The 24,077-nt window shown below is 39.3% G+C and carries 29 protein-coding genes and 1 tRNA gene; all 30 read left to right on the plus strand.

Going from position 1 to position 24,077, the window contains the following annotated elements; genetic code table 11:
- Positions 1-438: 438 nt before the first annotated feature.
- The 30 genes from B7723_RS09710 to B7723_RS09855 all read left to right on the plus strand — a co-directional run bounded on the left by B7723_RS09710 (position 439) and on the right by B7723_RS09855 (position 23,906).
- Positions 439-1,002: a tyrosine-type recombinase/integrase gene (locus B7723_RS09710; RefSeq protein WP_084849369.1), complete on the plus strand. Its 564-nt coding sequence runs from the start codon at positions 439-441 to the stop codon at positions 1,000-1,002.
- Positions 1,003-1,165: 163 nt separating this feature from the next.
- On the plus strand, positions 1,166-1,450 hold the full coding sequence (locus tag B7723_RS09715) for a hypothetical protein (protein ID WP_084849368.1): 285 nt from the start codon (positions 1,166-1,168) through the stop codon (positions 1,448-1,450).
- A 5-nt stretch (positions 1,451-1,455) separates the two neighbouring features.
- Positions 1,456-1,776 (plus strand): HNH endonuclease signature motif containing protein, encoded by a 321-nt coding sequence (locus tag B7723_RS10740; RefSeq protein ID WP_275655703.1) that lies wholly within the window; start codon positions 1,456-1,458, stop codon positions 1,774-1,776.
- A 134-nt stretch (positions 1,777-1,910) separates the two neighbouring features.
- The gene (locus B7723_RS09725; RefSeq protein ID WP_084849533.1) at positions 1,911-2,255 is read left to right on the plus strand and encodes a hypothetical protein; all 345 of its coding nucleotides are present in this window, start codon (positions 1,911-1,913) and stop codon (positions 2,253-2,255) included.
- Positions 2,236-3,897: a terminase TerL endonuclease subunit gene (locus tag B7723_RS09730; RefSeq protein ID WP_084849366.1), complete on the plus strand. Its 1,662-nt coding sequence runs from the start codon at positions 2,236-2,238 to the stop codon at positions 3,895-3,897. The genes B7723_RS09725 and B7723_RS09730 overlap by 20 nt, the downstream gene beginning before the upstream one ends.
- Positions 3,898-3,915: 18 nt before the next feature.
- Positions 3,916-5,166 carry a phage portal protein gene (locus B7723_RS09735; protein WP_084849365.1) on the plus strand — a complete coding sequence of 417 codons (1,251 nt, stop codon included), beginning with the start codon at positions 3,916-3,918 and terminating at the stop codon, positions 5,164-5,166.
- On the plus strand, positions 5,147-5,854 hold the full coding sequence (locus B7723_RS09740; RefSeq protein WP_084849364.1) for a head maturation protease, ClpP-related: 708 nt from the start codon (positions 5,147-5,149) through the stop codon (positions 5,852-5,854). The genes B7723_RS09735 and B7723_RS09740 overlap by 20 nt, the downstream gene beginning before the upstream one ends.
- Positions 5,855-5,895: 41 nt before the next feature.
- The gene (locus tag B7723_RS09745) at positions 5,896-7,083 is read left to right on the plus strand and encodes a phage major capsid protein (protein ID WP_239831236.1); all 1,188 of its coding nucleotides are present in this window, start codon (positions 5,896-5,898) and stop codon (positions 7,081-7,083) included.
- Positions 7,084-7,094: 11 nt separating this feature from the next.
- On the plus strand, positions 7,095-7,400 hold the full coding sequence (locus B7723_RS09750; protein WP_084849362.1) for a hypothetical protein: 306 nt from the start codon (positions 7,095-7,097) through the stop codon (positions 7,398-7,400).
- A gap of 17 nt (positions 7,401-7,417) precedes the next feature.
- Positions 7,418-7,723, plus strand: coding sequence for a head-tail connector protein (locus tag B7723_RS09755; RefSeq protein WP_084849361.1), 306 nt, complete (start codon positions 7,418-7,420; stop codon positions 7,721-7,723).
- Positions 7,707-8,072, plus strand: a complete 366-nt coding sequence (locus B7723_RS09760; RefSeq protein ID WP_084849360.1) for a hypothetical protein — start codon at positions 7,707-7,709, stop codon at positions 8,070-8,072. The genes B7723_RS09755 and B7723_RS09760 overlap by 17 nt, the downstream gene beginning before the upstream one ends.
- Positions 8,044-8,424, plus strand: a complete 381-nt coding sequence (locus B7723_RS09765; protein ID WP_084849359.1) for a hypothetical protein — start codon at positions 8,044-8,046, stop codon at positions 8,422-8,424. The genes B7723_RS09760 and B7723_RS09765 overlap by 29 nt, the downstream gene beginning before the upstream one ends.
- 5 nt (positions 8,425-8,429) lie before the next feature.
- A complete protein-coding gene (locus B7723_RS09770) occupies positions 8,430-8,828 on the plus strand; it encodes a hypothetical protein (protein WP_084849358.1) in 399 nt (132 codons plus the stop codon).
- A 15-nt stretch (positions 8,829-8,843) separates the two neighbouring features.
- A complete protein-coding gene (locus tag B7723_RS09775; protein WP_084849357.1) occupies positions 8,844-9,410 on the plus strand; it encodes a phage tail protein in 567 nt (188 codons plus the stop codon).
- Positions 9,411-9,463: 53 nt separating this feature from the next.
- Complete coding sequence (locus B7723_RS09780; protein WP_084849356.1) at positions 9,464-9,826, plus strand: hypothetical protein; 363 nt, start codon at positions 9,464-9,466, stop codon at positions 9,824-9,826.
- Between the two features lie 208 nt (positions 9,827-10,034).
- Positions 10,035-13,697, plus strand: coding sequence for a phage tail tape measure protein (locus tag B7723_RS09785; RefSeq protein WP_084849355.1), 3,663 nt, complete (start codon positions 10,035-10,037; stop codon positions 13,695-13,697).
- The gene (locus B7723_RS09790) at positions 13,697-14,407 is read left to right on the plus strand and encodes a phage tail domain-containing protein (protein ID WP_084849354.1); all 711 of its coding nucleotides are present in this window, start codon (positions 13,697-13,699) and stop codon (positions 14,405-14,407) included. The genes B7723_RS09785 and B7723_RS09790 overlap by 1 nt, the downstream gene beginning before the upstream one ends.
- A complete protein-coding gene (locus B7723_RS09795; RefSeq protein WP_084849353.1) occupies positions 14,404-18,354 on the plus strand; it encodes a phage tail spike protein in 3,951 nt (1,316 codons plus the stop codon). The genes B7723_RS09790 and B7723_RS09795 overlap by 4 nt, the downstream gene beginning before the upstream one ends.
- Before the next feature lie 10 nt (positions 18,355-18,364).
- A complete protein-coding gene (locus tag B7723_RS09800; RefSeq protein ID WP_084849352.1) occupies positions 18,365-18,583 on the plus strand; it encodes a hypothetical protein in 219 nt (72 codons plus the stop codon).
- Positions 18,580-19,149: a hypothetical protein gene (locus B7723_RS09805; RefSeq protein ID WP_084849351.1), complete on the plus strand. Its 570-nt coding sequence runs from the start codon at positions 18,580-18,582 to the stop codon at positions 19,147-19,149. The genes B7723_RS09800 and B7723_RS09805 overlap by 4 nt, the downstream gene beginning before the upstream one ends.
- Positions 19,150-19,163: 14 nt before the next feature.
- Complete coding sequence (locus B7723_RS09810; RefSeq protein WP_084849350.1) at positions 19,164-19,583, plus strand: phage holin family protein; 420 nt, start codon at positions 19,164-19,166, stop codon at positions 19,581-19,583.
- Entirely contained in the window at positions 19,567-19,773 is a 207-nt protein-coding gene (locus B7723_RS09815) for a phage holin (RefSeq protein WP_061585353.1), read from the plus strand. Before B7723_RS09810 ends, B7723_RS09815 begins: the two co-directional genes overlap by 17 nt.
- Positions 19,774-19,775: 2 nt before the next feature.
- Positions 19,776-20,312 carry a CHAP domain-containing protein gene (locus B7723_RS09820; RefSeq protein WP_084849349.1) on the plus strand — a complete coding sequence of 179 codons (537 nt, stop codon included), beginning with the start codon at positions 19,776-19,778 and terminating at the stop codon, positions 20,310-20,312.
- A 114-nt stretch (positions 20,313-20,426) separates the two neighbouring features.
- Positions 20,427-20,588, plus strand: a complete 162-nt coding sequence (locus B7723_RS10490) for a hypothetical protein (protein ID WP_158084817.1) — start codon at positions 20,427-20,429, stop codon at positions 20,586-20,588.
- Between the two features lie 188 nt (positions 20,589-20,776).
- The gene (locus tag B7723_RS09830; RefSeq protein ID WP_084849347.1) at positions 20,777-21,151 is read left to right on the plus strand and encodes a hypothetical protein; all 375 of its coding nucleotides are present in this window, start codon (positions 20,777-20,779) and stop codon (positions 21,149-21,151) included.
- Positions 21,152-21,164: 13 nt separating this feature from the next.
- Entirely contained in the window at positions 21,165-21,479 is a 315-nt protein-coding gene (locus tag B7723_RS09835) for a helix-turn-helix domain-containing protein (protein WP_084849346.1), read from the plus strand.
- Positions 21,480-21,482: 3 nt separating this feature from the next.
- Positions 21,483-21,956 carry a hypothetical protein gene (locus tag B7723_RS09840; protein WP_084849345.1) on the plus strand — a complete coding sequence of 158 codons (474 nt, stop codon included), beginning with the start codon at positions 21,483-21,485 and terminating at the stop codon, positions 21,954-21,956.
- A 170-nt stretch (positions 21,957-22,126) separates the two neighbouring features.
- Positions 22,127-22,480, plus strand: a complete 354-nt coding sequence (locus B7723_RS09845) for a hypothetical protein (protein WP_084849344.1) — start codon at positions 22,127-22,129, stop codon at positions 22,478-22,480.
- Between the two features lie 287 nt (positions 22,481-22,767).
- A tRNA-Ser gene (locus tag B7723_RS09850) sits at positions 22,768-22,855 on the plus strand.
- A 79-nt stretch (positions 22,856-22,934) separates the two neighbouring features.
- Positions 22,935-23,906 (plus strand): hypothetical protein, encoded by a 972-nt coding sequence (locus B7723_RS09855; protein WP_084849343.1) that lies wholly within the window; start codon positions 22,935-22,937, stop codon positions 23,904-23,906.
- The last annotated feature ends 171 nt before the right edge of the window (positions 23,907-24,077 follow it).

Consider the following 24,077-nt stretch of genomic DNA (forward strand, 5'->3'; position numbering starts at 1 on the left):
TATAGACGATTTAGGGAAGTTAACCGGTTCGAATCCGGTATCGTCTTTTGGCAGATAAGCAACAGTCTGCCGACTGAAACTTTTTCTATTTTATTAAACTCCTAATAATTATTTTTTGGAAGTCGTAGCAAGGTGCTGCGAGAGCGCAGGTTCGAGTCCTGCACGGCTTTTTAACTTAGAAATGGCTGCAGAGCGGCTGAACCTCGCATGATTGCATGGCTACTTATATCCTAGGTAAGTTATAAGCTAGACAGTTTGATTCTGTTAGAGGTTTTAAGTTTTATTTAGTTTTTTAGTCGCATAAAGCGGCTTTTTATTTTGTCTGAAAGAAGCTCAGCGAATGTGCAAAGAATGGCTAGAAGGTAATCGGAATAATATTGTATTTCAAGGGAATGCGGGAGCGTTCCTTTTTTGCACAAATAGAAAGGTGGTGATGTAATGGAATTTGTGGAACCGTTTAGAGATAAAGATGACATACAAGCGATGAAAGATTATTTAATTTCTGACAGTACAGATAATCCTGAACGTCGCCGTCGGAACTATCTCTTGTTTTTAACCGGCATAAATTCAGGATTGAGAGTAGGGGATATCGTAACTTTAAGAGTCAAGGATGTCCAAGGATGGTACATCAAAGTAAAAGAGCAGAAGACAAAGAAAATAAAAAAAATAAAGATGACAAAAAATCTCAAGAAAGAAATGAGAGAGTTTGTTGAAGGTAAGCCACTTCATCATTACATATTCCAAAGTCGAAACGGGGCAAATCAACACTTATCAACCGGAATGGCTTATCGAATTATTAAAGATGCTGCAGAAGATTTAGGAATTGATAATATCGGCACTCATTCAATGCGGAAGACTTTCGGATATCACTATTATAAAAAATATAAAGATGTTGCGACACTGATGGCTATGTTCAATCATTCTAGCCCTGCAATTACTCTGAGGTATATAGGGATTAATCAAGATCAACTAGATATGACAATGACGAGATTCGGTTTGTAGCGCTTTTCTTTTATTTTAAAAAAATCAATTAAACATATTGAGTTACTGCTTAATTGGTTTGAGGAGATTGTCCAAAGTCCTTGAAATAAAAGAAAAGTTAGATAATGGCGAATTAAATAAAATATAAGATATAACGAATTAGAGCAAGAAAGGGGTGAGAAAAATGACTAACTCAACCATAATTAAAAATGTTTGGGAGGAACTAAAAAAGAATCAAAAGTCACTTGATGAGATTCAACAAGCGGTATGGGATATTATTATACTCAATCAATTAAATAATTCTCAAATCGCTGCATTGTTCACTTCGTTAATGCGTGAAGCTTTACTACAACCACATAACAAGAATCTTTTAGAAAAACTCGATATAACGGATGATAAGCTCAATCCAGAAGTTACAGTGACAATACAAAAGATACTAACAGAAGAATGGATGCGTAGAAATCTATGAATCTGATGACTCCGGATATATTAGACAAACTACGACAATGGTTAGCAGATGACACAGTAAAGTATTTTTATTGGCTAAAAGAATGGCGAATCATTCGAAAGGTCAGAAGAAAAATAGACAACAACGAATGTCAACGCTGCAAACGAACAGGTCGGCACAGTCCTGCTGAGATGGTTCACCACATCAAAGAGGTCAGAGCTTATCCAGAACTTGCCTTGACATTAAGCAATACAGAATCGCTCTGTAACGCATGCCACAATCGAGAACACCCAGAGAAACTACAAAAATACAAAATAAAAAAATTTGACAACATAGAGCGATGGTAAAGCCCCCCGGTCAAACCAAATGCTAATTCCGAATGGGGGAACGAGCAACGGGAGGGGGTACCTCGGAAAACAAAAAGACGGAAATTTTATCGAAAAAGCGAAAAAATCGCATTTTCGGGAGAAAGGAGCAAGTTTTGACAAAACTAGCAAGTGTTTACAGAACAGACCAGCCACTAGAGCAACAAAAGAAGTTTAAAGATCAAAGAGGAAAAATCAGAAATTCTTTGCTGGCTATTTTGAAAGAACGAGAAAAAGACAAAGAACCTTTTCTTGATTTAGTTGAGCAATATGTTTCTATGTGGGGGGATGTCCAGAAATACAATCTGGATCTTTGGGTAAATGGTATTCGTTTAGAAAATGGCAAAAATAACGACTCTCAAAAATTGAAAGTCGCAACAAACAAGCAGATGTTGGTTTTGTTAGATAAATTAGGAATCAGCGCTGCTGAAGTTAAAACAGATGACGGCGAAGATTTGTAGAGAGCCTTTTTCTTCAGGTTCTTGCCATATTGATGATTTTCTAAACGATATTATTTTAGAGCGATTTCCGTTTAATCTGGAAATGAGACAGATGGCTGACCTAGTAATGGCAGCAATCCGAGACCCAGACATCTATGTTGATAAAAAAGCAATAGATGATTTCGTGGATTTTATAAACGAGTATCGCCCTTATGAATTAGCGCCACCTCAGCGTTTTATACATGCTTGTATACGTGGACTGAGATATCGGTCATCTGGTAGATTGGTTTTTAAAGAGACTTTGCTACTATGTGCTCGTGGTTTTGGTAAAAATAGTATAGCCTCAGACGAGGCTTTTTATTCTGTCACAAACAGAGGAGGAGTGCCGAAGTATAATGTCGATATCGTAGCAACAAGTGAAGCACAAGCAAAAACATCTTTTGAAGATGTTTACGACACAATCCGAGATAATTCTTCGCTGCAAAAGGCTTTTAAGTACACGCAAACCTTAATACAGTTTAAAAACATGCGTTCGAAGTTGCAATATCACACATCGAACGCTAGGACTAAGGACGGTCTGCGGCCGGGTATGGTTATTTTTGATGAAATTCACGAATACGAGAACTATGCGAACATCAAAGTATTTAGCTCAGCGCTTGGAAAAGTTCCGGATGCTAGAATTTTGTACTTGACGACAGACGGATATCTGCGAGGGGCTGTTATTGATGATTTCAAGGAACTTGCCAAGGATATTTTATCGACTTGCGACTATAAAGCGGGCTTACTACCTATCTGGGGGCGTATTGAGTCTTTCGAGGAGTGGGAAGATGAAAATTGTTGGATTAAAGCCAATCCAATGCTACCGTATCTTCCGACATTGCAAGAACAGTATCGTGACGACTACAAGAAAGCTAAGCGAAGTAAAGAAATGTTTATTGAATTCTTGACTAAGCGTCTAAATTATCCCATTGAAGATACAACTCATGGAGTGGCTGAGTGGGAGGATATTGTGGCGGCAAGCAGACCACTGCCAGATGATCTTGAAGGTGGAGAGTGCGTCGGAGCTATTGACTATGCCGATGTTAGAGATTTTATTGCTGTTGGCTTGCTTTTCCGACGAGGGAAAATGCGCTACTGGTTGCATCATACTTTTATTGTGTCCGAAGCTTTAAAGTTGCAAGATTTTAAAATGGACTTTACTTTACCTATCCAAGAGGGATTGGTAACGATTGTGCCAGGAAAGATAATGGACCCTCAATTAGTAGCAGATTGGTTTTTGAAAATGGCTCAGAAATTTAAAATCAAAAGTATTGCGATGGATGATTATAGAAAAGCAGTTGTTAACGAGACTTTTGAAAAAGCGGGCTTGCCTATCGAGGTAGTTCGGTCTGGTGCGCTGACCCACTCAAAACTTGCCCCAACAATCGATATGATGTTTGCAAATCATGAAATTTGTTTTGGAGAGGATAGGATGATGCGTTGGTATACTAATAATGTTTACGTTGATATTGATGGCAAGGGAAATAAGACTTATAAAAAGATTGACCCAGAAAAGCGTAAGACAGACGGCTTTATGGCTTTTGTCCATGCAATGGCTATTGAGGAGCAGTTGAAATCTCCAACAATTAAGATTAATAGAAGACTAAGGAGCTATACAGGCTAGAAAGGAGGTGAGAGCTATATGGGAATTTTGCGGAATGCGATTGATTGGATTGCTGGACCTAGAGCACCTGTAGTAGGACAAAAAAAGGAAATCATGGCTTACGTTAAGAGCCAACAAGAGAAAATACAGATTAGAGAGTATGCTCTTGAATTGTGTATCAACAAGATTGCTAATGCTCTGTCTTTGGCAGATTTTGAAACATACAAAAAAGGCAAGCAAGTCCAAGAAAAGATGTGGTGGATATTCAATTTTGAACCAAACCAAAATCAGACACAAATTGCCTTTATATCAGATATTGTTCGTCATATGGCGAAGAATGCTGATGGTGCCTTAGTTATTCAAAGTGGCGAACAGTTTATCGTTGCCAAGAATTTTGATGTAGAATATCGAGCGTTTCTGCCAAATCTTTATAAGAATATTGAGGTGGCAGGAGGATATAGGCTTAATAAAGTTTATACAGAAGACGAGGTTTTACATTTTGTCCTAAACGACTCTAAAATAAGCAGCTACTTAGACGGCCTGTATTCTGAATATGGCAAATTAATATCTGGCGCCATTCGCAATTATAACAGGAATAATGCTTTAAAATTGGGATTGAATATCAGCACGATGTTTGATCAACAGTTTGGCAGCAAGGTAGTTAATACAGATAAAGACGGACAGGACATAACAGAAGCAGACGTCATCATCGATGAGATGTATGAGAATCGCTTTAAGGCTATTCTATCTGACACTGATTCTATTACTCCGTTAGAAGAAGGGCTCAGTATCAGTAATGTAGTTGATACAAAAACCAATACAAAAAGCGGTGCTGTTACAACAGGAGACATATCTGATACGATTTCTACTGCTATTGATTTTGCTGCGGATGCCTTTTCAATACCAAAGGGTATTATGAAAGGAGATGTTGCAGATGCTGGTGAAATCAGAGAAAACTTTGTAAATTTTGCCGTCCGACCATTCGCAGATGTTATCGAGACAGAAGTCAATCGCAAACTGTATAGATATACAGAAGTCATAAAAGGCAATAAGTTGAAAATACAGACAAACACTATCTTGATTTACAGTATCGAGAAGTTTGCTGCTCCGGCTGAAGCCTTGTTGAGAATTGGCGCTTACAATCCTGATGAGATTCGTAAAAAACTTGGTGAAGAACCATTAGATACTGATATGTCCAAGGCTTATTATGTGACTAAGAATTATGCCACAGAATCTGAAATGATGGAATTGAAAGGAGGTGAGAAAACGAATGGACAAAAAGCTGATTAACAAGATTCCGAAACGTGTTGAGGCAGCTGTCAGTGAAAATAAAGCAAGACTTTATCTACATGGGACAGTAGGAATTGCATACGATGGCTTTGGCTTTGAGACAGTAAAGAATGCACTCATAGGTGTCAAGGCTGACACAATCGAAGTTCACTTGAACTCTTATGGTGGCGATATGTTCGAAGGTATCGCTATCAAGAATTACCTTTCGCAACGGAGCGAAAATATTCGAGTGGTAATTGATGGCATTGCTGCTAGTGCAGCATCTGTTATTGCTATGGCTGGCGATGAAATCCTGATGCCAAAAGATACGCAGTTAATGATTCATAATCCTTGGACATGGGCGGCAGGAAATTCTAAAGAACTCCGCAAAGTAGCGGATGATTTAGATAAAGCAGCTGTATCAATCGAAGAAAGCTACCTGAAACGCTTTGTAGGTGAGCGTGAAGAGTTAAAAGTTTTACTGGATGAAGAATCTTATCTAACGGCTGATGAAGCCGTTGCTCTCGGCTTGGCGGATGCTGTTTTCGATAAAGATGAGACAGAAGAACCGGCTGACGAACCAATCAATAAAACTGCAGCTTTATTAGCTAAATATAGTAGAACAAAAGCTGCCGCTAGTGTCGCAGATGCGACAGAGTCAAAATCATCAAATGATGGTCTTATTAAATTTGCAAAGTTGTTCAAGTAATTGAGCGGCTTTTTATTTTATACTTTGGAGGAAAAATTATAATGAAAAATCTTGATCTACAAAATGACAAGAACATGATTGAAGCTCGTGAGGAGCTGTTTTCTGCTCTTCGAACTGATGACGAAGCTGTTCAAAAAGAAGCTTTCGCAAACTTTCTAAATGGCCTCGAGGCCAATGTTGCCGAGCAAACAAAAGCACATATGGCCGCTTATCAAGACGGCGTCAATGATGAGGCAATTCTTGCTGAGCGTGGATTGCGTCGTGCGATGACTTCTGGTGAAAAGAAATTCTTTGCTGAGGCAGTGCAAAAGAAGAAGATTGATGGGCTAGATACTACTTTCCCTGAAACAATCATTGAAGATATCTATCGCAACTTGGTTGAAAATCATCCAATCATTTCATTGGTGGATGTACAACACGGCACCGTCAAGACTAAATTTGTTTATGGCGACTCTACTAAAAAGCGTGCTTTCTGGGGCGCAATCCCAGCAGACATCAAGCAAATCTTGTTAGATGCCTTTAAGGAACTTGATATCTCCGCATCTAAGTTGAGTGGATTTATCGCTGTTCCAAAAGGATACTACGAGCTGGGGCCTGCTTGGCTAGCTAATTACGTTGTGACATTCTTACAGGAAGTTATGGCTGCTAGTCTTGAAGAAGCTATTGTAAATGGTGATGGTGATAAAAAACCTCTCGGAATGACTCGTAAACTCAGCGGAGATACAAGCGGCAAGTATCCTGAAAAAGACAAAGTGACATTGGCAGACTTTAAACCGAAGTCTCTAGCAGTCATCCGATCCGCTCTTGCAAAAGCTAAAACGGATAATGGTGAAGTTGTTGCTCTTGTGAATCCGACAACTTACTGGGCGAAAGTATTCCCTGCTTTGGCTTTCCAAAATCAACAAGGTCAATGGGTTAACACTCTTCTTCCAACTGGAGAGCGCATTGTCCCAACTCATGCAGTCCCTGAGGATACCTTGGTATTTGGTGTTATGAAAAACTATCTTTTGGTAGTAGCTGATGATATCGAAATCAAGAAATACGAGGAAACTTTAGCTATTGAAGATCTTGATTTGCACATTGCGAAATTCTTTGGAAAAGGTATTCCAAAGAATGAAAATGCTTACTTTGTGGCTGACATTTCAACAATGGAAGGTGCGACTCCAGCTACTCCTGAAACTGCCCCAGCAGTGAAGAAAGAAGATACAATCAATCCGGCTGAACTTTAAGGAGGTGAAACATGCCTATTCTGGTAAGAGTAATCGAGGATTTCCGTGATAAAGAAGCGGGAATCCAACGCTCTACCGGTGAGGAGTTTGAAACTAGCAAGGGTCGGTTTGCGGTGCTTGCTGGTGCCAATCCTTATCGTAGGGCTTTTGTAGAAATGCTACAGGATACTCCTGACGATGATGTAGTCGAGGAGGCAGAAGATGCCAAGCCTTTAGAAGCTCAAACGGTAGCTGAATTGAAAGCTTCACTGGATGAGAAAGGTATTGAGTACAGCAATAGAGCTACTAAAGCGGACTTAATAGATCTACATCCATAATGGAGATGGAGGAACAGATGGAAGAAAAGAAAGTAAACACCTTGGACGATATCAAGAAGCATCTTCGGGTTACTTGGTCATATCAAGATGAGGAAATCCAGAGTATCATTGACGAGGGTAAGGCGTTTATTGAGGATATCTGCGGTTCCTCTGATTTTAATACAATTGGTCCTGCGTTTACAATGCTGCGGAACTATTGCAGATACGCTTGGTCTGGTAGTGTGGAATTATTTGAGGAAAATTACAAAAGACAGTTATTACGACTTCAATTGTCGAACGGCATGAGGAGGTTCAAGGAGGCTAAAAATGGCAAGAAGCATTGATACGCCCTTGAATGATGGACTGCTTGAATATGGAACAATCCAGACTGTACGTGATGAAAAAACATCAAAAAAGACAGGAGAAGCTTTCTTGAAGACAGGAGAGCTTTTCTTTAATTTTGCGAGTATCAATGTAAAATTTGATACTTTCCAGGTATCCAGTCTGAGCACGGTTGATCTAAAAGTCAAGTGTTACTTTGTACAAGGATTACAAAAGTCTCACAAGATTAAAATTGTAAATGAACTTTTTGAGATTGAAAGTTTAGATCCAACGAGAGACAGACGATATATCTTTTTATTTTTAAGAAAGGTAGGCAAATGGGATGACAACAATCATTTCCAAGCGACTTGATGGGCAGAAATTAGAAAAGGTTGTAGAGATTATTCGAAGTGTTGGTTTTCCTGTGTTTGATATGGAGTTAGGCAGGGATGAAGTTGCTGAAAATAAATCTTTTTTTCTTTATAACGAAAAAGGGGACATCAGGCCAACTGAGCGGAGAAATCAATACAAACAAGACTTTATATTAATGTTTGTTAGTCGTGATGGGAAACAGATAGATGAGATTTCTCTTATCGAACCTTTACGTGATGCCGGCCTTATCTTTGATCAGATGGATCATAGCGAAGGAAGATTGTTAGATACTGATGATAAAGCAGAAGTATTGACATTCACTTTTCATTATCCGGTGTTGATAGATAGGTGATGTAGATGGTTAAAGCGACGATTGATTTTAAAAACTCTGAGCGATTATTGCAAGCAATGAGTAAAATCCCAGATCAGTCAGAAGAAGTTATTAATCGGATTTTAAAATCCAAAGGAACAACTGAGGTGATGCATGGGATTATTGGATTTATGCCGATAAGTGCCAGAAAAAAACACCATGCCAAGGAATCATCTAGTCTAAAAGAGAGACTATTTAATCTTGGATTTGAGGTTTTACCTAAACCAACATATTCATATTTGGTTTTCCCTAACGACGGGAGAGGGGCGCATAACAAAGTGGCTCAGGAGTTTTTCGAAAAAGGCCTAGAAACAAAAGAAGATATGCTTTTGGATATGCTGGTTGACGAGCTTGTTCGAGTGCAGGAAAAAGCACTCTCAATTTAAAATTTGGAGGAACAAATGGATATTACACAACAATTTGATAATTATGAGGTAACAAATGGCCAATTTTTAGAAAAAGGTCAGAATGCAGTTAAACTCGGCTGCACAGGTGCGCTGAATATTGAAGCGGAGACAAAAACCATCACTAAGAAATGTGAGGGGAAAGTAGCTCGTGAGGTGACTAGTGTCACCAAGTTGAACGGTACTTTTACTGGGCACATGCCTGTAGGAGTATTACGCTCTGTCTTTGGACTTAGCAACAAAGATTTAGAAGCCGGTATCTATGGATACGGTAGCAAGTCAGTCGGTGCTAAAGGAGCGTTGACTTTTGATGGATACGATATCGGTCGTGAACATCATAAATTTATCGCTTTCCCTAATATGAACTGGACTGGCGGCCTGAAATTTGCAATTACTAACGGACAAGAAGAAATTGCAGAAGTTGAAGTTACTTTCTCTGCATTAGTAGATGAAAATGGCTACTTCTACTATGAAGCTTTTGAAGATGACATCACAAAAGAAGATGTCAAGACCAAGTGGAACAAGGAATTCACTTCTACACTTGTGAAGAAAGCTACTTTATAAGATTTTTATGAGGTTGGATTTTCCAACCTCAATTTTTGAATATGGAGGACAAAATGAAAGATAGTAACTTGATTACTGAAATTGAACTACTTGATGGTTCAACTGTGCCTATTAATTCTCGGATCTCTATCCAAGACTTCACACGTGCTCAGAAAGAAGGTCTTTTAAATAAAGGCTTTTTAAATAACATGTTGAAGCGTCAGGGAGCATCAGGAGTAAACGCCGAAGATTATCTAAACGCTGTATTTGTCTGTTATCGAGCAGCAGGAGGAAAACTTGCTGCAGAAGAATTTAAATCAATCTGTCCGTTTGATTTGGAACTTTTGGGCACTATTTTCGGTCAGATGATGACTGGCGGGAAGCCTATTGAAAAAACAAAATTTCAAGCTAGCCTCGAGGCTGCAACAAAAAAGTAAGTTCAGGCGGAAAAAGCAAGTCTAAGAAAATCCCTAAGTTGGATTTGGATGTAGCTACTCTAAACGATGTCATCTGTTACTATGCTTTTATTTTTGACCTCGGTATTCAAACTGTGCTAACTTTTCCAATTCACGATTTGGAAGAGATGGCTTATACAAAGATAGCTATTGAAAATTGGAAAAACAGCGAGTAGAAAGGAGGGAATGAATGGCGAAAAATGCAGAGGTGAAAGTTACCTATAAAGTCCTCAATTCCGAATTCAATAAAGGAATTCGTGAAATGGGGCAGCAGGTGACAACTCTGAACAAAGAATTTCGTCTCCAGCAGGAACAGATGAAGCTTTCCGCAAGCTCCACTGAAAAGCTAGAAGCGAATCTGACAAAGCTAAATAAAGAGTATGATATCGCCAAGCAAAAAACCGAATATGTGGCAAAGGCCTTGGAAGAGGTTAAGCGAACAACTGGTGAAAACTCGAAAGAGACTCAGACATGGACAAATAAGCTATTAGATGCAAAGCGTAATGAAGAATATTTAAAAAACGCAATTTCCCAGACAACACAAGCTTTAGAGCGAGAAAAGCAGGCAACGAGCCAAGCTAATCAGGAATCTGAAAAGCGCAAGCAGAAGCTTTCGGAGCTCAAAAATGAGCAAGAACGCCTTTCTCAGGAAGCTGAAAAGGTATCAGCTAAGTACAAACTGGAAACGGCAGCGCTCGGTAATAACGCTACTGAGGCACAAAAGAATAAATTGCGTAAGCAAGAGCTTGCTGAGCAGATGCAAATTACAGCTAAAGAGGTCTCTAATCTAGAGCGACAACTGGAAGTATCCAAGCGAGAATATGGTGAGAATAGTGCAGAAGTTCGTAAGCTTGAAACAAATCTGTTACATGCAAAAGGGGCTTACACAGAGTATTCTAACGAGTTAGCTCGAGTGAATGATCGTATGGGCCATTTTGCTGATCGTGCGCAAGCAATCGGGAGCAAGCTAAAAGGGGTTGGTAGTAGTCTTACCACACATGTTACTCTACCGATTGCTGCAGGCGTCGGTTTAAGTATTAAGGCTGCTAGTGATTTTGAGACTGCTTTTGCTGGCGTTAAAAAGACAGTTGATGAAGTAGTCGATAAAAATGGTAAAGTTGTCGTTTCGTATGCGGATTTAGAAAAGGGCATTCGTCAGATGGCTAAGGAGATACCAGCTTCTACAACTGAAATATCAGCGGTAGCAGAGGCGGCCGGACAATTAGGAATCAAGACTGAAAATGTCCTCGGTTTTACTAAGACGATGCTTGCAATGGGTCAGGCTACTAACTTATCTAGTGAAGAAGCCGCAACAGCTTTAGCTCAGTTAGCAAATATAACGCAGATGCCTCAAGAAAGCTTCCAAAATCTAGGGTCATCAATCGTTGATCTCGGCAATAATATGGCTACAACCGAAGCGGATATCGTCAATATGAGTCTACGATTGGCTGGTACTGGACATCAAGTTGGATTAACCGAGGCAGATATTCTCGGACTTGCTGCTGCGATGAGCTCTCTTGGTATCAATGCCGAGGCAGGCGGAAGCTCTATGAGCCGTGTCATGCAAAAAATAAATTCTGCAGTGATATCGGGAGGAGAGGAGCTTGGAAACTTCGCAAAGGTGGCCGGAGTGAGTGCTGACGATTTCTCGAAAACATGGAAAGAGAAACCTACTGATGCTATTGCTCAATTTTTAAAAGGATTGGACGGCATAAAAAAATCTGGAGGAGATGTTACTGGCACTCTGAAAGAGTTAGGTATAAACTCTGTGCAAGAAATCGACACTTTACAACGTATGGCTGGTGCTGGTGATTTATTGTCAGAAGCAGTTAAACGTTCTAATAATGCTTGGACAGAAAACAAGGCCTTAACTGATGAAGCTCAAAAGCGTTACGAGACATTTGAAAGCAAACTAAAACTTGTAAAAAATAAAATAACTGATATCGCTATTGAATTCGGCGGTCCTTTTATGGATGCTGTTTCTAGTGCACTTGATGCTTTAGAACCGGTTTTTAAATTTTTAGGAGATATGGCTAAAACATTCTCAGAAATGCCAAAAGGAACTCAGCAAGCCATTATAGGCGTTATTGCCTTTGTAGCTGCGCTAGGACCTATAATTACAGTGATTGGGAATATATCGACAGCTGTAGGAGCAATAGCTGGTCTTTTTGCCGAAGGTGGGGCTTTAGCAGGCGTTGCATCATGGTTTACAGGCACGCTAATACCTGCTATAACAAGCGTCGGTTCTGCTATCATAGCTGCTGTTGGGTGGTGGATTATTCCAATAGCTGCCGCAATTGCTGGGATTGTATATCTTGTTGTGACTAATTGGAATAAGATAGTTGAATTTACAAAAAAAGCTTGGAATGCCATCTGGAAGTTTATCAAGCCGATTGTTGATGAAATTTGGAAGTTCATTAAAGGTATTTTTGGTAAACTTGTGAAATGGTGGGAGGAAAATCACGAACTCATCGAGCGAGTTGCAGGGAAAGTTTGGAACGCTATTGTAAGTACGATCAAAACTTTTACAACCGTCATAAAAGCATTTATTGACTTTATTGCCCCATTATGGGAAGCAACATGGAAGAATATCAGTACGATAGTAGAGGGAGCATGGAATGTTATCAAGACTGTAGTCCAAGTCGCTCTTGATACAGTGTTAGGTCTGATTAAATTTGTATTGCAGATTATTGACGGAGACTGGTCGGGTGCTTGGGAAACTCTCAAAGAGACTGCTGGTAAGGTTTGGGATGGCATTGTATCTCTGTTTAAGACTTTTGCTGATACAATCGTAGAAATTTTAAGCAATATATGGGATGGGGTATCTGAATTCTTCAAACCTGTCGTAGATTTCTTTGTTGGTCTATGGGATGGAATCAAAAAAGCATTTGAAACCGCATGGAACGCTATTGCCGACTTTCTATATCAACTATGGCAAGGTATCGTAGATACTGCTACAGCGATCTTCAACCCAATCATTGAATTCTTTACAAATATTTGGACATCAATTAGCGATGTTGCCAATACGATATGGACATCACTTACTGAATTTTTAAGCACTACATGGTCAGCAATTTCTGATACAGCTTCGTCCATTTGGCAATCGCTCACTTCAACTTTACAAGGAATTTGGGATGCGTTGAGTTTTGCTGCATCTAGTACATTTGCTGCAATTTCAAATACTATTTCTAACGTCTGGAACGCTATTACTTCTGTAACTTCGAATGTATGGAACGCTATCAGCTCGACTTGCTCTAATATCTGGAACTCGCTTAGTTCGCTTGCCTCAAGTATTTTTAATAGTATTAGTCAAAGTATATCGAATGTCTGGAACTCTATTAGTTCGACTACTTCTAATATTTGGAATGGAATCAAACAAACAATTTCAGATGTTATCAATGGCGCTAAAAATATTGTAAAAAGTGGTATTGATGCTATCAAAAGTGCATTTAACATCAGTCTTAGTTTTCCGCATATCAAATTGCCTCACTTTAGCGTGAGTGGTAAATTTAGTTTAAATCCACCATCGATACCTAGTTTTAGCGTTGATTGGTATGCGAATGGTGGATTGATGACAAACCCGACAGCATTTGGAATCAATGGTAATCGTATTATGGTCGGCGGAGAAGCTGGTCCCGAAGCGATATTGCCTTTAACTCCCAAAGTTTTAGGAGGTATTGGTAGTGGTATCGCTAAGACTATGCAGAATATCACAAACAACACTCACGGAGATAGATATATAACTATAAACGCTGAGGTTGCTAGCGATTATGATGTAGATCGTATGATTGAAAAAATAGATGAGGCATTGGGAGAGCGTGAAGAATTGTTAAGTAGAGGGGTAGGTGGATAATGCTAGATGTCTTTTGTGAAACAATGAAATTTTCGGATTATGGTCTTTGTTTGGAAGAAAGGCCGGATATTCCGGTAGCAGAGCAAGAAATAATTTTCCATGATGGAATTGACGACAGAGATGGTGCATTGACGGAATATGGGGCCTTGAAAGATAGGGCCTTTTCTTTTCCTGTCAATTATCTAGGCGATAAGCCTGCTAAAAAAGTACTTAGAGAGTTTCGAGGCAAGCTGCTTGCTTTGCGTAATTTTAAAATGAGACTCAGCGACGAATTAGATATTTACTATTTGGTGAAGTCCGTTAAGATGGGGAATATTTCAAATGAGATTGAGGAGCACGGCTCTTTTAACTTGTCAATTGTAATTGACCCTTTTGATTATAATTGGGAACCAAAAATAGCGATTGGCGGGAATAGTGTTAGTGTACAAAATAATGGTACTTATCACGCTTTACCAGTTATCACTGTAACAGGTAGCGGAAGCGTATCTATTCTAACAAATAGCGGTACTCCTGTTGCAATCGTTGGTCTAAACGGAAGTGTGGTAATTGATAGTGAGAAGTTAGACTTTTACAATCCGTCTAATCCATCTATACGAAACATTAAAGTTCATGCAAGAAAATTCCCGACACTCCCTGCTGGGAACAACGTTATAAGCACAACTGGTAATGTGACAGCTATCAAAGTAGAGTTTAAGGAGAGGTTTAGATGATTTCAGTATTTCCTAACACAGCTAAAACTACTGAGGAATTAGCAGGTCTAGGATATCCAATTTTAGATAGACTGTGTAAATCAGCTGTTTTATATGCCACTTTGAACGGTGAGCAGTATATAAAGTTGGTCATACCTCACAGAGCTGAAGCTGTAAAAAAAGATATTTTACCAAAAGGCCGAGAAATCTTAAAAATCATCGATATGGATGACGAAGAAGATTACTATAGGGTCAGAAAGCCAAAGTATAATCTGAGTAGCACAACCATTATCGCTGAGCATATTTCATCTGACTTAATCGACAACTTAATTGACGATATTAATATCGTTGGACTTAGCGGCCAAGCTGCTATGGATAAGATCCAAAAAAGCACTCAATATAAACATCCGTTCGAATTTAGGAGTAACATCACAAGTAACGCTAATCTAAGACTAGTAAGGACAAATCCTTTACAAGCCTTGATAGGTACAAATGATAACACCTTTGTTAAGCGTTTTGGAGGAGAGTTGCGTCGTCGTAGATTTATGATGACAGTCAATGACCGTATAGGCGTCGAAAGAACTGGAACTATCAGGTCTAAAAAAGACTTGACAGGATTTGAAAGTGAAGTTGATTGGAATGCTGTAGCAACTAGAATCATGCCGAAAGGCCCTAATGGTATCTTGTTGCCAGAGAAATATATTGATAGTCCTTATATCAATAGATATGAACACCCTATCATCAAAGTAATAAACTATGATGTTGATTATGAAGGTGATTTCAAAAATCTTTCAGCAGTCGAACAAGGGAATATCTATAACAAGATTAGGTCAGCTGTAAAAAATGATTTCAAGAATGGTATAGATTCTCCTCCAGCAACTTACAAAATCACTTTTGCAAATCTTAAAAATACAGAGGAATATAAAGATTATAGAGCTTTAGAGAATTATTCTTTAGGCGATATTATCGAAGTATACGAAGAAAGTCACGATGTTTTTATAACCGTCAAAATAGTCCATATCGAATGGGATATACTTACTGGACGATATATTTCTATGACTTTGAGCAATATCAAAGAAAGTTTTTTGAAAGGTGGTATAAATCGCTCTGCTGAACTATCATCAAGGGTAAATGAATCAGAGTCTACAGCAACAAAAGCTTTAGCTGCTGCCGATGGGAAGACTACTAATTATTATGGCTATGAAGAACCAAGAAATCCTCAAAAAGGGGATCTATGGTATAAGCGAAACGGTGATGAAGATGAGATGTGGCAATGGCAAGAAGTAAATGGGCGTTTCCAATGGGTCTATCTCGTCGGAACTGCACAAAGCAATCAAATCAAAAAAGACTTTGAAGTGAAAGTGCAAGCGGTAAATGATACGCTAGAAAAAACAGCAAACAAAGCGAACGAAGCTTTGGAAAAAGCGGGCGGTATCATCGACAGCCAAGAACTTCTCAATAAAATAAACGCACAAATAAGGGCTGACGCGTTTAATGAAAATGGAGATGGCGCTGGAAAAAGATTCAAGGCACAGTCAGAACTCATAAGATCCTTAAACAGACGAACAGGCGACATAAGTAGAGAAGTCACTACATATCAACAGACGAATGATGCTGCGCTTGTCCGCATCACTCAATCCTTGGAAAACACAGTTACTAAAGCAGAAATGAAGCAGACTGCGGACGGGATAAGAGAAACGATTGTAGAAGTGCAGACCAAAGGGGCGGGCGGTCCTAATATGATTCGCAATTCTCGGGCGGACGAGGGCTTGAAATACTGGGAACACAACGGGAAGATGAGTTTTACGGCTCACAGCTTCTACTTCAATGGACAAAAACGAATGTTCGAGTTAAGGCCCGGAGCGATTGCGAAGTCTCAACGATTTATTGTGAAAAGGAATCAAGAGTATGTGCTAAATGTTTTGGGGTTTGACAACAACTCAAAATACTTCAAAATATTTTTCTGCAAACGTAAAAAGGGGTCAACAGCAGACTTTGACGAAAAGCAACTAGTGTTTGATGGTCAGCCTCGTTGGGTTGATGGTGCTGTCTTTGACAACGGTAGAACTGTCAAGAAATCCTTTAAGTTCAATATCGGTGATTTTGATGATGGTTATCTTCAGTTTGAGTACGACAAGAACAACCCTAACAAGTGGGGCGGTCTATTTGTGACCGAGATAGATTTTTACGAAGGCACGAACGAACGGTTGTGGCAGCCAGCCCCTGAAGATGGGGCCGAGTGGGTAGATAGTCGAGTGACGACGCTAGATAGAACGTTAGACGGCATCAAAGCGACTGTCACACAAGTAAAAAATTATGCTGATGCAGACGGCCAAAGAAAGCAAGAGCTAACTCAGCTAGTTCGAGATGAAACTGCAAAAGGTGTCACTACTTTACTAACCAAAGTAGAAGAAGCTGGCTACGTCAAACGTGCTGAAGTCCAATCAGTCGTAGAGACTCAAAAGCTATACGATAGGCTTATCGGCATGACAGAAGAAAATGTCAAGCAAAATATAGCCAGAATGACAATGACTGATAGTATATTCCAGACGGAAATCAGCAAATTGGTAAGCAAGGAGCTTGATGTAACAAACTATATCATTGATCCTTACGAAATTAGCAATTATCGTCTGGACTCGTACACAGCCATTAAGCAAGTAGCGCTAGAAGCGGTCAGCGGAAGTGTCTATAGCAAATTAACTTTTGCTGTAGATGCGCAAGGCAACCGCAATATCTATATCCCGATGTATTCACTGTCTGAGACTACTCAGCAGTTTTCTTTTGCAGTAAAAATCGAAACTGCAGGCGGCCTACAAGTTAGAAATATTTATTACAGGAGCAATAACAACAGTGATTACACACTTTCGAAAAGCGTCAATGGTGATGTTTATACTGGTTCTTTACCAATTCTAGGCAAGAATTCAAAAATCAATCCAGAGCTAAAAATTGAATTTGCTGGCACTGGAACAGCAAAGATATCTAAGCCGATTGTGGTTGATGGTGCAGAAGCCAAGACTGAATACGAACCAACAAAAATTGAGCGTTTGTTGACACAATCTGAAAAAGCAGGTCAAGCCGTGAAAACTATCCAGACACAGCTTGCTGGTTCGTGGGCTGTAAAGAACCTAAACTCAGCTGGTGATATTGTAGGGCAAGTCAATTTGACAGACGGTGACTTTAGGTTTGTTGGTAAGAGATTCCACATTACAGGCGAAACGCTGATAGACAATGCAGCTATTAAGAGTGCAGCCATCGAAAGCGTCTCAGCCGATAAAGTCACTGCAGGGACGATAGATGCTAATCGAGTCAATCTTATTAATCTAAACGCAAATAGTATCACATCAGGCACTATTAGTGGTATTGATATAAAAGGGGCTACTTTCAAAGGTCAAAATGATGAGTTTGTTATCGACAGCAGGAACAACTCGCTTTTATTTAACCAAAATACTTTTTTAGGTTTTCAAAACAATAAATACAGTAATTACTCTGTGTTTAGTGATGGTAGTCGGATCGTGAACGGTGGCGGCTCTGGTCTAGTCATTGCTGCTGGCGTTAATAAAAGTGATTTTGATTATTTAAAAGACCGACCGAACAATCGAGATTTGTATTCGATTTTGTCAGGTGGAAAAAGTGCCGCTTATCTGGCAGTAGGTGCTGATAACTCGAAAACTCGAGGCGTCATCACTGCTACAGCGCGAACCGGTTTGAAGTTTGAAGTTTCTAAAAGCGGAGGTGCTTACTTAACTATCGGAGATGGTCATGCTACAGGAGAAAACATTGGCAGAGTATTTCTGCAAGGCGACGATGTGAATATCTACAGCTCGAGAAAGATGCAGATTAGCTGTCCAAACCTCAGACTGCTAAAGGGTAACAAGGACTTGATCGAGTATCATAATGGATTGGCAAGACTTGTCAAAATGATAGCTGAGCGGAACGGCTGGACGAATGTAACAGATTACTCAATTTAAAGGAGAGAAAATGCAAGAACAAACGTATCAACATATCACAAGCGACTTAGGGACTAAGATTGCCAATCAGGCTATCGAAATTGCCGAACTAAAAGCGGTGTCCGCTAATTATAAAGGCGCTTTGGAGCAAGCTCAAAAAGAACTAGCTGCTTATAAGTCTGTAATCGATAGCAATGATAAGCTGCGTAAAATGTTTGAAGAAGAAAAAGGCAAAGGGGGTGTAGCATGAGCTACGAAGTAAAAGATGTATCTGGCCAGTACGGCGTTAATGGTGAAATCACTCGCACGATTGTAACAATCTATCAGCAACAGCCTTACTTTTCCACGGCTGCTTATCCTCTAAATGGTGACCATACGCACAAATCACACGAGGAATTACTAACTTTGATTAAGGCTGAGTTTTTTAAAGAGCATTACACAGCGTATGCATTTAAAGAACTTGACAAGTCAGTAGCTGAGCAATCAGAAGTGATTGATAAACTAGCTAAGTTGTCAGAAGTAACAGTGCTTGATGCAGTGACTAATACTGACAATCCTGTAGATCCAACAATCTACAAAAGATATTTGGAACTTGTGGAGTTAGCTAAAATCGGCACAACCTATCAAGCTTATGACATTTTCGCTCTCATTGACGAATCCTACTCCGAGCAATTCGGAGAAGGTAAGAGAGTACTTGTGCAGGTCAACAAAGAATTTACGTACAATGGCGAACCAGTCGCAGATTTTCTGACGGGTGGTCAATTGGAATTGGCCGGTACTGGCGTGGCGTATCGCTGGACTAAACCAAAAAACTAGAAAGGGGGTGAGACATGGAAGTATTTGAATGGTCTCATACGCTACGTGATATCGTTAATACACAAGATAAATTAATTGTCTTTACTTTAACGCTTATCATGGGAGCTATGGTAATCGATTTTTTAACTGGTACGTTAGCAGCTCGAGTTAATCCCAACATTGACTTCAAGAGCAAGGAAGGCATTAATGGCATTCTGCGCAAGTTGGCCAGTATCGCTCTTTTGAGCTTCTGCATTCCGCTTTCTATCCTTTTGCCAGAAGGCATAGGATTAGGTGCGTTGCAGATTTTATATATCGGTTATTTGTTTTTCGAGCTAAAATCAATCTTGGAAAATTTTGATAAGCTCGGTATTAATACGATGATGTTTAAGGACTTCATCGAGAAATTTTCAAACATCGAAAAGGAGGATAAAAACGATGAACTTGACAAATAAACAGTATGATCTCGCAAAGCGGGTAGTCACTATTGTAGCGCCTGCAGCGATCACACTTATTACTGGTCTTGGCGCTCTGTATAAATTTGATACGACGGCAATTACCGGTACAATCGCTTTGCTAACTACTTTTGCAGGTACTGTACTTGGAATTTCTAGCAAGAATTACAATATCAACGGAGGTGAGTAGTCATGACTACTCAAAAACAACTACTTGATAAGCTGGAGAGTGTAGTCAATCAGCGACTAACAGTCCCGACCAATCCTTATGGCGGGCAATGTGTTGCTTTGATTGATAACATTTTGCAGTATCAAGGGCTATACAAGCTTAATTTTAGCTATGTCAACGCTATTGATTGCTTAGACCGTGCTGCAAGCTTAGGTCTTAAAGTAACAGGCTTTAACGGGGCTAACAATCCGCCTGTGGGAGCAGTGTTTGTGTCTAACTGTCTGCCATATCACGAGTTTGGCCATATCGGATTTGTGGTCGCCCACAATGCAGACGGCACAGTAACGACGATTGAGCAGAACATCGACAGTAATGCTGACGCACTTTATAACGGCGGATGGACCCGCAAGGTTATTCGCAATCTATCTAGCGACGGCACATTTAGCTATGTCAACTGGCAAGCACCAGCACAGCAAATGCTCGGCTGGTTTGAGTTGCCTTTTGATAATGACACACCGCAACCAGCAGAAGAAAAAGTTAATCTGCGGTTGCTTGCATAAGACGAAAGGATTTAATACATGCTACCTTATTTTATTAGGTTTAGAACGAAACAATACGAAAAAGACGGATTCCCAAACGGGTCTGTCTGGTATGCTGACAAATTCGCTGGCACGATGCGTTGGGTAAACGCTGGTGCGGAGGGCGAAATCAAAGGCAACTTTAAAACGATTTACGGAGCAGACATCGCTTATATCGATGTTAAGGATAATTATCCTATCCACTTGCGTAGAATGGAGCTAGACGGCCTTAAAAAGGCTGACCGGCTGCTCTGGTAACACAATGAAAGGAGTTCGCTCCTTTTAGTAAGACACTTTTAAATAATACACTGCCTCGGCCAATCGGTCGGGGCTTTTTTTGTTTGCTCAAAAAAATAAAAATATTTAAAAAAAGTTTATAAAAAGTGTTGACAATGTACGCAATGCGTGTTATAATATAATCAAGATAAAGATAAAGGAGAAATAAAATGACAGTCGAAGAAATCTTAAAAGCAATCAAAGAAACAAATTACGAATTTTACGGCATCCGTGGTTGGGATGAAACTTATAAAATCGGGCAAGTACTACCAGAATCTGTAGAATGGGACTACGAATACGATCAACCTACAGAAAATGAAGTAGGGGGAACTTGCACAACATTGATCGATTTTTACCAAGGTGTGGACGAAGACAAAGAAATCATCGAAGCCATTGAAAAAGCTTTAGAAATCCAAAAAACATACTATCACTATCCTAACCTTTATTTAGTCGGTAGTGACGTTAGAAATCCATATAACGCTTACGAAGCAGACGAAAACGAAGCTATCCTTGCAAATGCAACGGTCATCAATAAAATCAAATAAAAGGAGTAAAAAGATGAAATTTGAATCATTTAAAGAATTATATAGTGAAGCATTGGAAGATACTACTCTTGAATATTTTATTGCAGAAAGAGGATGGCAGGACTGGATGGATGATTACAAACCAGACGAAGTAGTTAATCTCCTAAACCACATTTACCGTCTGGCAAACAACCCACTAAAAGAAACCAGGGAGATGTCAAGGGCAGAATTTAGTAGACAATACAATATCCCGATCAGGACTTTGCAAGATTGGGATTTAAAAAATAGAAATGCCCCAGGGTATGTAAAAATGTTAATTGATTTTGCGCAATTTACAAACGGTTTATAAAAAATGAGAAAATTAAATTTAACAAATAAAACATTTGGCAGGCTCACTGTTTTAAAAGAGACTCCAAGCCCTGAAAAAGAATCTCGTTGGCTATGTCGATGTGAGTGTGGCAACTATGTTGAGATACGAGGTAGCGCTCTAACCGGAAACCGAACAAAATCTTGCGGGTGTTTGGCAATAGAAACCGCTAAAGATGTTGCAATAAGGGAAGAGATTGCTGCCAAAGCTCACAAAGCATATAATAACAAGAGGGTTGATGGGGTAGCTACGTTTTTAATCAATGACAAAATGCAAAAAAATAACACTACTGGTTATAAAGGGGTGCAAAAATACTACTTGGCAAGTGGCGAGGCTAGATATAACGCTTATTTGACTGTAGGAGGTAAACGATACGCCAAAAGAGGCTTTAGTACACCACAAGAAGCATACGAGTATAGACAAGAGTTAGTAGCTAAATACGTCCCTAGAAACGAATAGAGACGCGATAAAGACCAGATCAGTTTGTCTGTATTTGGTCTTTTTTTGTTTGCTAAAAAATAAAAAAATTAAAAAAAGTTTATCAAATCTCTTGACAATATACGCAATGCGTGTTATAATGTAATCAGAAATAAGGAAAGGGTAGCGAAAAGCTACAAGGTAAAACAAAAATGAAAGTCACTAAATATAACAAAGTTTACGAAGTCAGCGAACAAGAAGTTGAGAAACAGATCAGAATTTTAGCTGATATGCTAGAAATGAATGAAGATGGAGAATACACTGGTCCAGTAGCAGCAGAGGTTGTTAGTCAAGAGGATATTAATAAAGAAATCAAACAGCTTAAAGAAAAAATCAAAAAGCTTACAGAACGCGACAACGACACAATTGCTTACCTGCTTGTCTGGACAGAAGAAGATGCAGAACGTGTCCGCCAAGAACGGCAAGAACTAGGGTTTGGCGATTTATATGATGAGTTGTTTGAAGATGATGCAGAAGAAGAAGTTTTTAGCAAACCTGTTGAATAAATTGACTACAAAAAAGAGGGGGGTAGTTTCCCCTTTTGGCTTTGGGAACGGAAAATCTTGAAATTTTCCTCCCTGACGGACTTGGCAGGCCGACAGCAATGTCAGTCTGTTTTAGGTCTAAAACCCAAAATCCGCCCAAAAGAGCATTAAAAGGAGTTATATTTTTGAGTAGATACCGTCATATAAATACTTCGGGTACTCCCACCGGCTCCATTATGAACAGGTATACAGTAGATTTTTTCCAAATTGTATCCTTCGTTGTATCCTATTTATTCTAGTATGTTAGTGGAGAATTACTCAAGAGGCTGAAGAGGACGGTTTGCTAAATCGTTAGGTCGGATAACTGGCGCGGGGGTTCGAATCCCCCATTCTCCGTTAGATAAACCCAGTGTTTTTCTAAATAACTATCCTTGGAGGTAGTCTCCAAGAGTAAATTTTCATAATGAGGTGAAACATGAAAAAGATCAAGTTACTAAGTATCTTAGCACTTTCGACGGTTGTCTTGGGTGCATGTTCTGTATTTTCTAATCAGTCATCTGAAGCTTCTTCTGACAACAAGGAGAATACGGAACAAGTTGAGAAGAAAGATGAAGCAGCAGAAGTTAAAGAAAAAGTTACAAAAGATGCTGAAATTCTCTTAGACTCAGTTCTCACTAGCGACTCTAGTCGATTTAAAAAGATTTATGGCGAAACCTATGAAAAATGGACTGAGGCCATTTTTGCAGTGCAAACAAGTGAAAAAATCAAAGAAGAAGGGCTTTCACCTGCATCTACCTACTCAGTACAATGGCACAAAGATTTCCCTGTAGAAACTCCAGAAGAAACCATTTCAGGTTTCTTGAAGATGAAACGCAAGTTATTCCAAGATATCGGTTCTTACACTGTTAAAGATGTGAAGGTTGATGAATCAGGTAATACTGCGACTGTTACTTTTAACTCTAAGAAGTTGCATTCTAAAGGGTTGACTTCATCAATTCGAGAAGTTCTAACAATTCTTATTGGTGGTATCGATAACCTAGGTAAGTACAACCAAGCTGGTTCAAACGTCGACATTAAGCGTTACCAAACATTGGTGACATATTGGATTTACGAACACCTCTTCAGAAAAGATTTTGCTACCTACAGTGATGTAGATGCTGAAGCTGCTCTTACACCTCTTACTACTGGAGATTTTGATACAGAAATCAAACTAACCAAGGATAAGGATGGAAACTGGCTGATTTCTCAAGAAGATTATCGTACTTTATCAACTGAGTTAATGGATACTACTGAGGGATATGATAAGATTGATCGTAAGAACTCTACAAAATCTAAGAGCAAATCTACAGACAAGTCTTCTGATAAATCTTCAGATAAATCCACTGATAAATCCACTGATAAATCAACAGACAAATCTTCAGATAAAAAAGATAAAAGCAATATCTAATCCTAAGATTTAAAAGAAAAACAAGTAGTCTTAATAAACTACTTGTTTTTTTATGAATTAGGATAGGGAAGGATACAGAAAAATGTGATGTGATAGTTAGAGTAACTCAGCCTTTCATTTCTATATATTGTTCTTAGAACGATAAAAAAACTGCATTGAGGTGCAGTTTTT

The sequence above is a fragment of the Streptococcus oralis subsp. oralis genome, assembly GCF_002096435.1.
Classification (GTDB): Bacteria; Bacillota; Bacilli; order Lactobacillales; family Streptococcaceae; genus Streptococcus; species Streptococcus oralis_AA.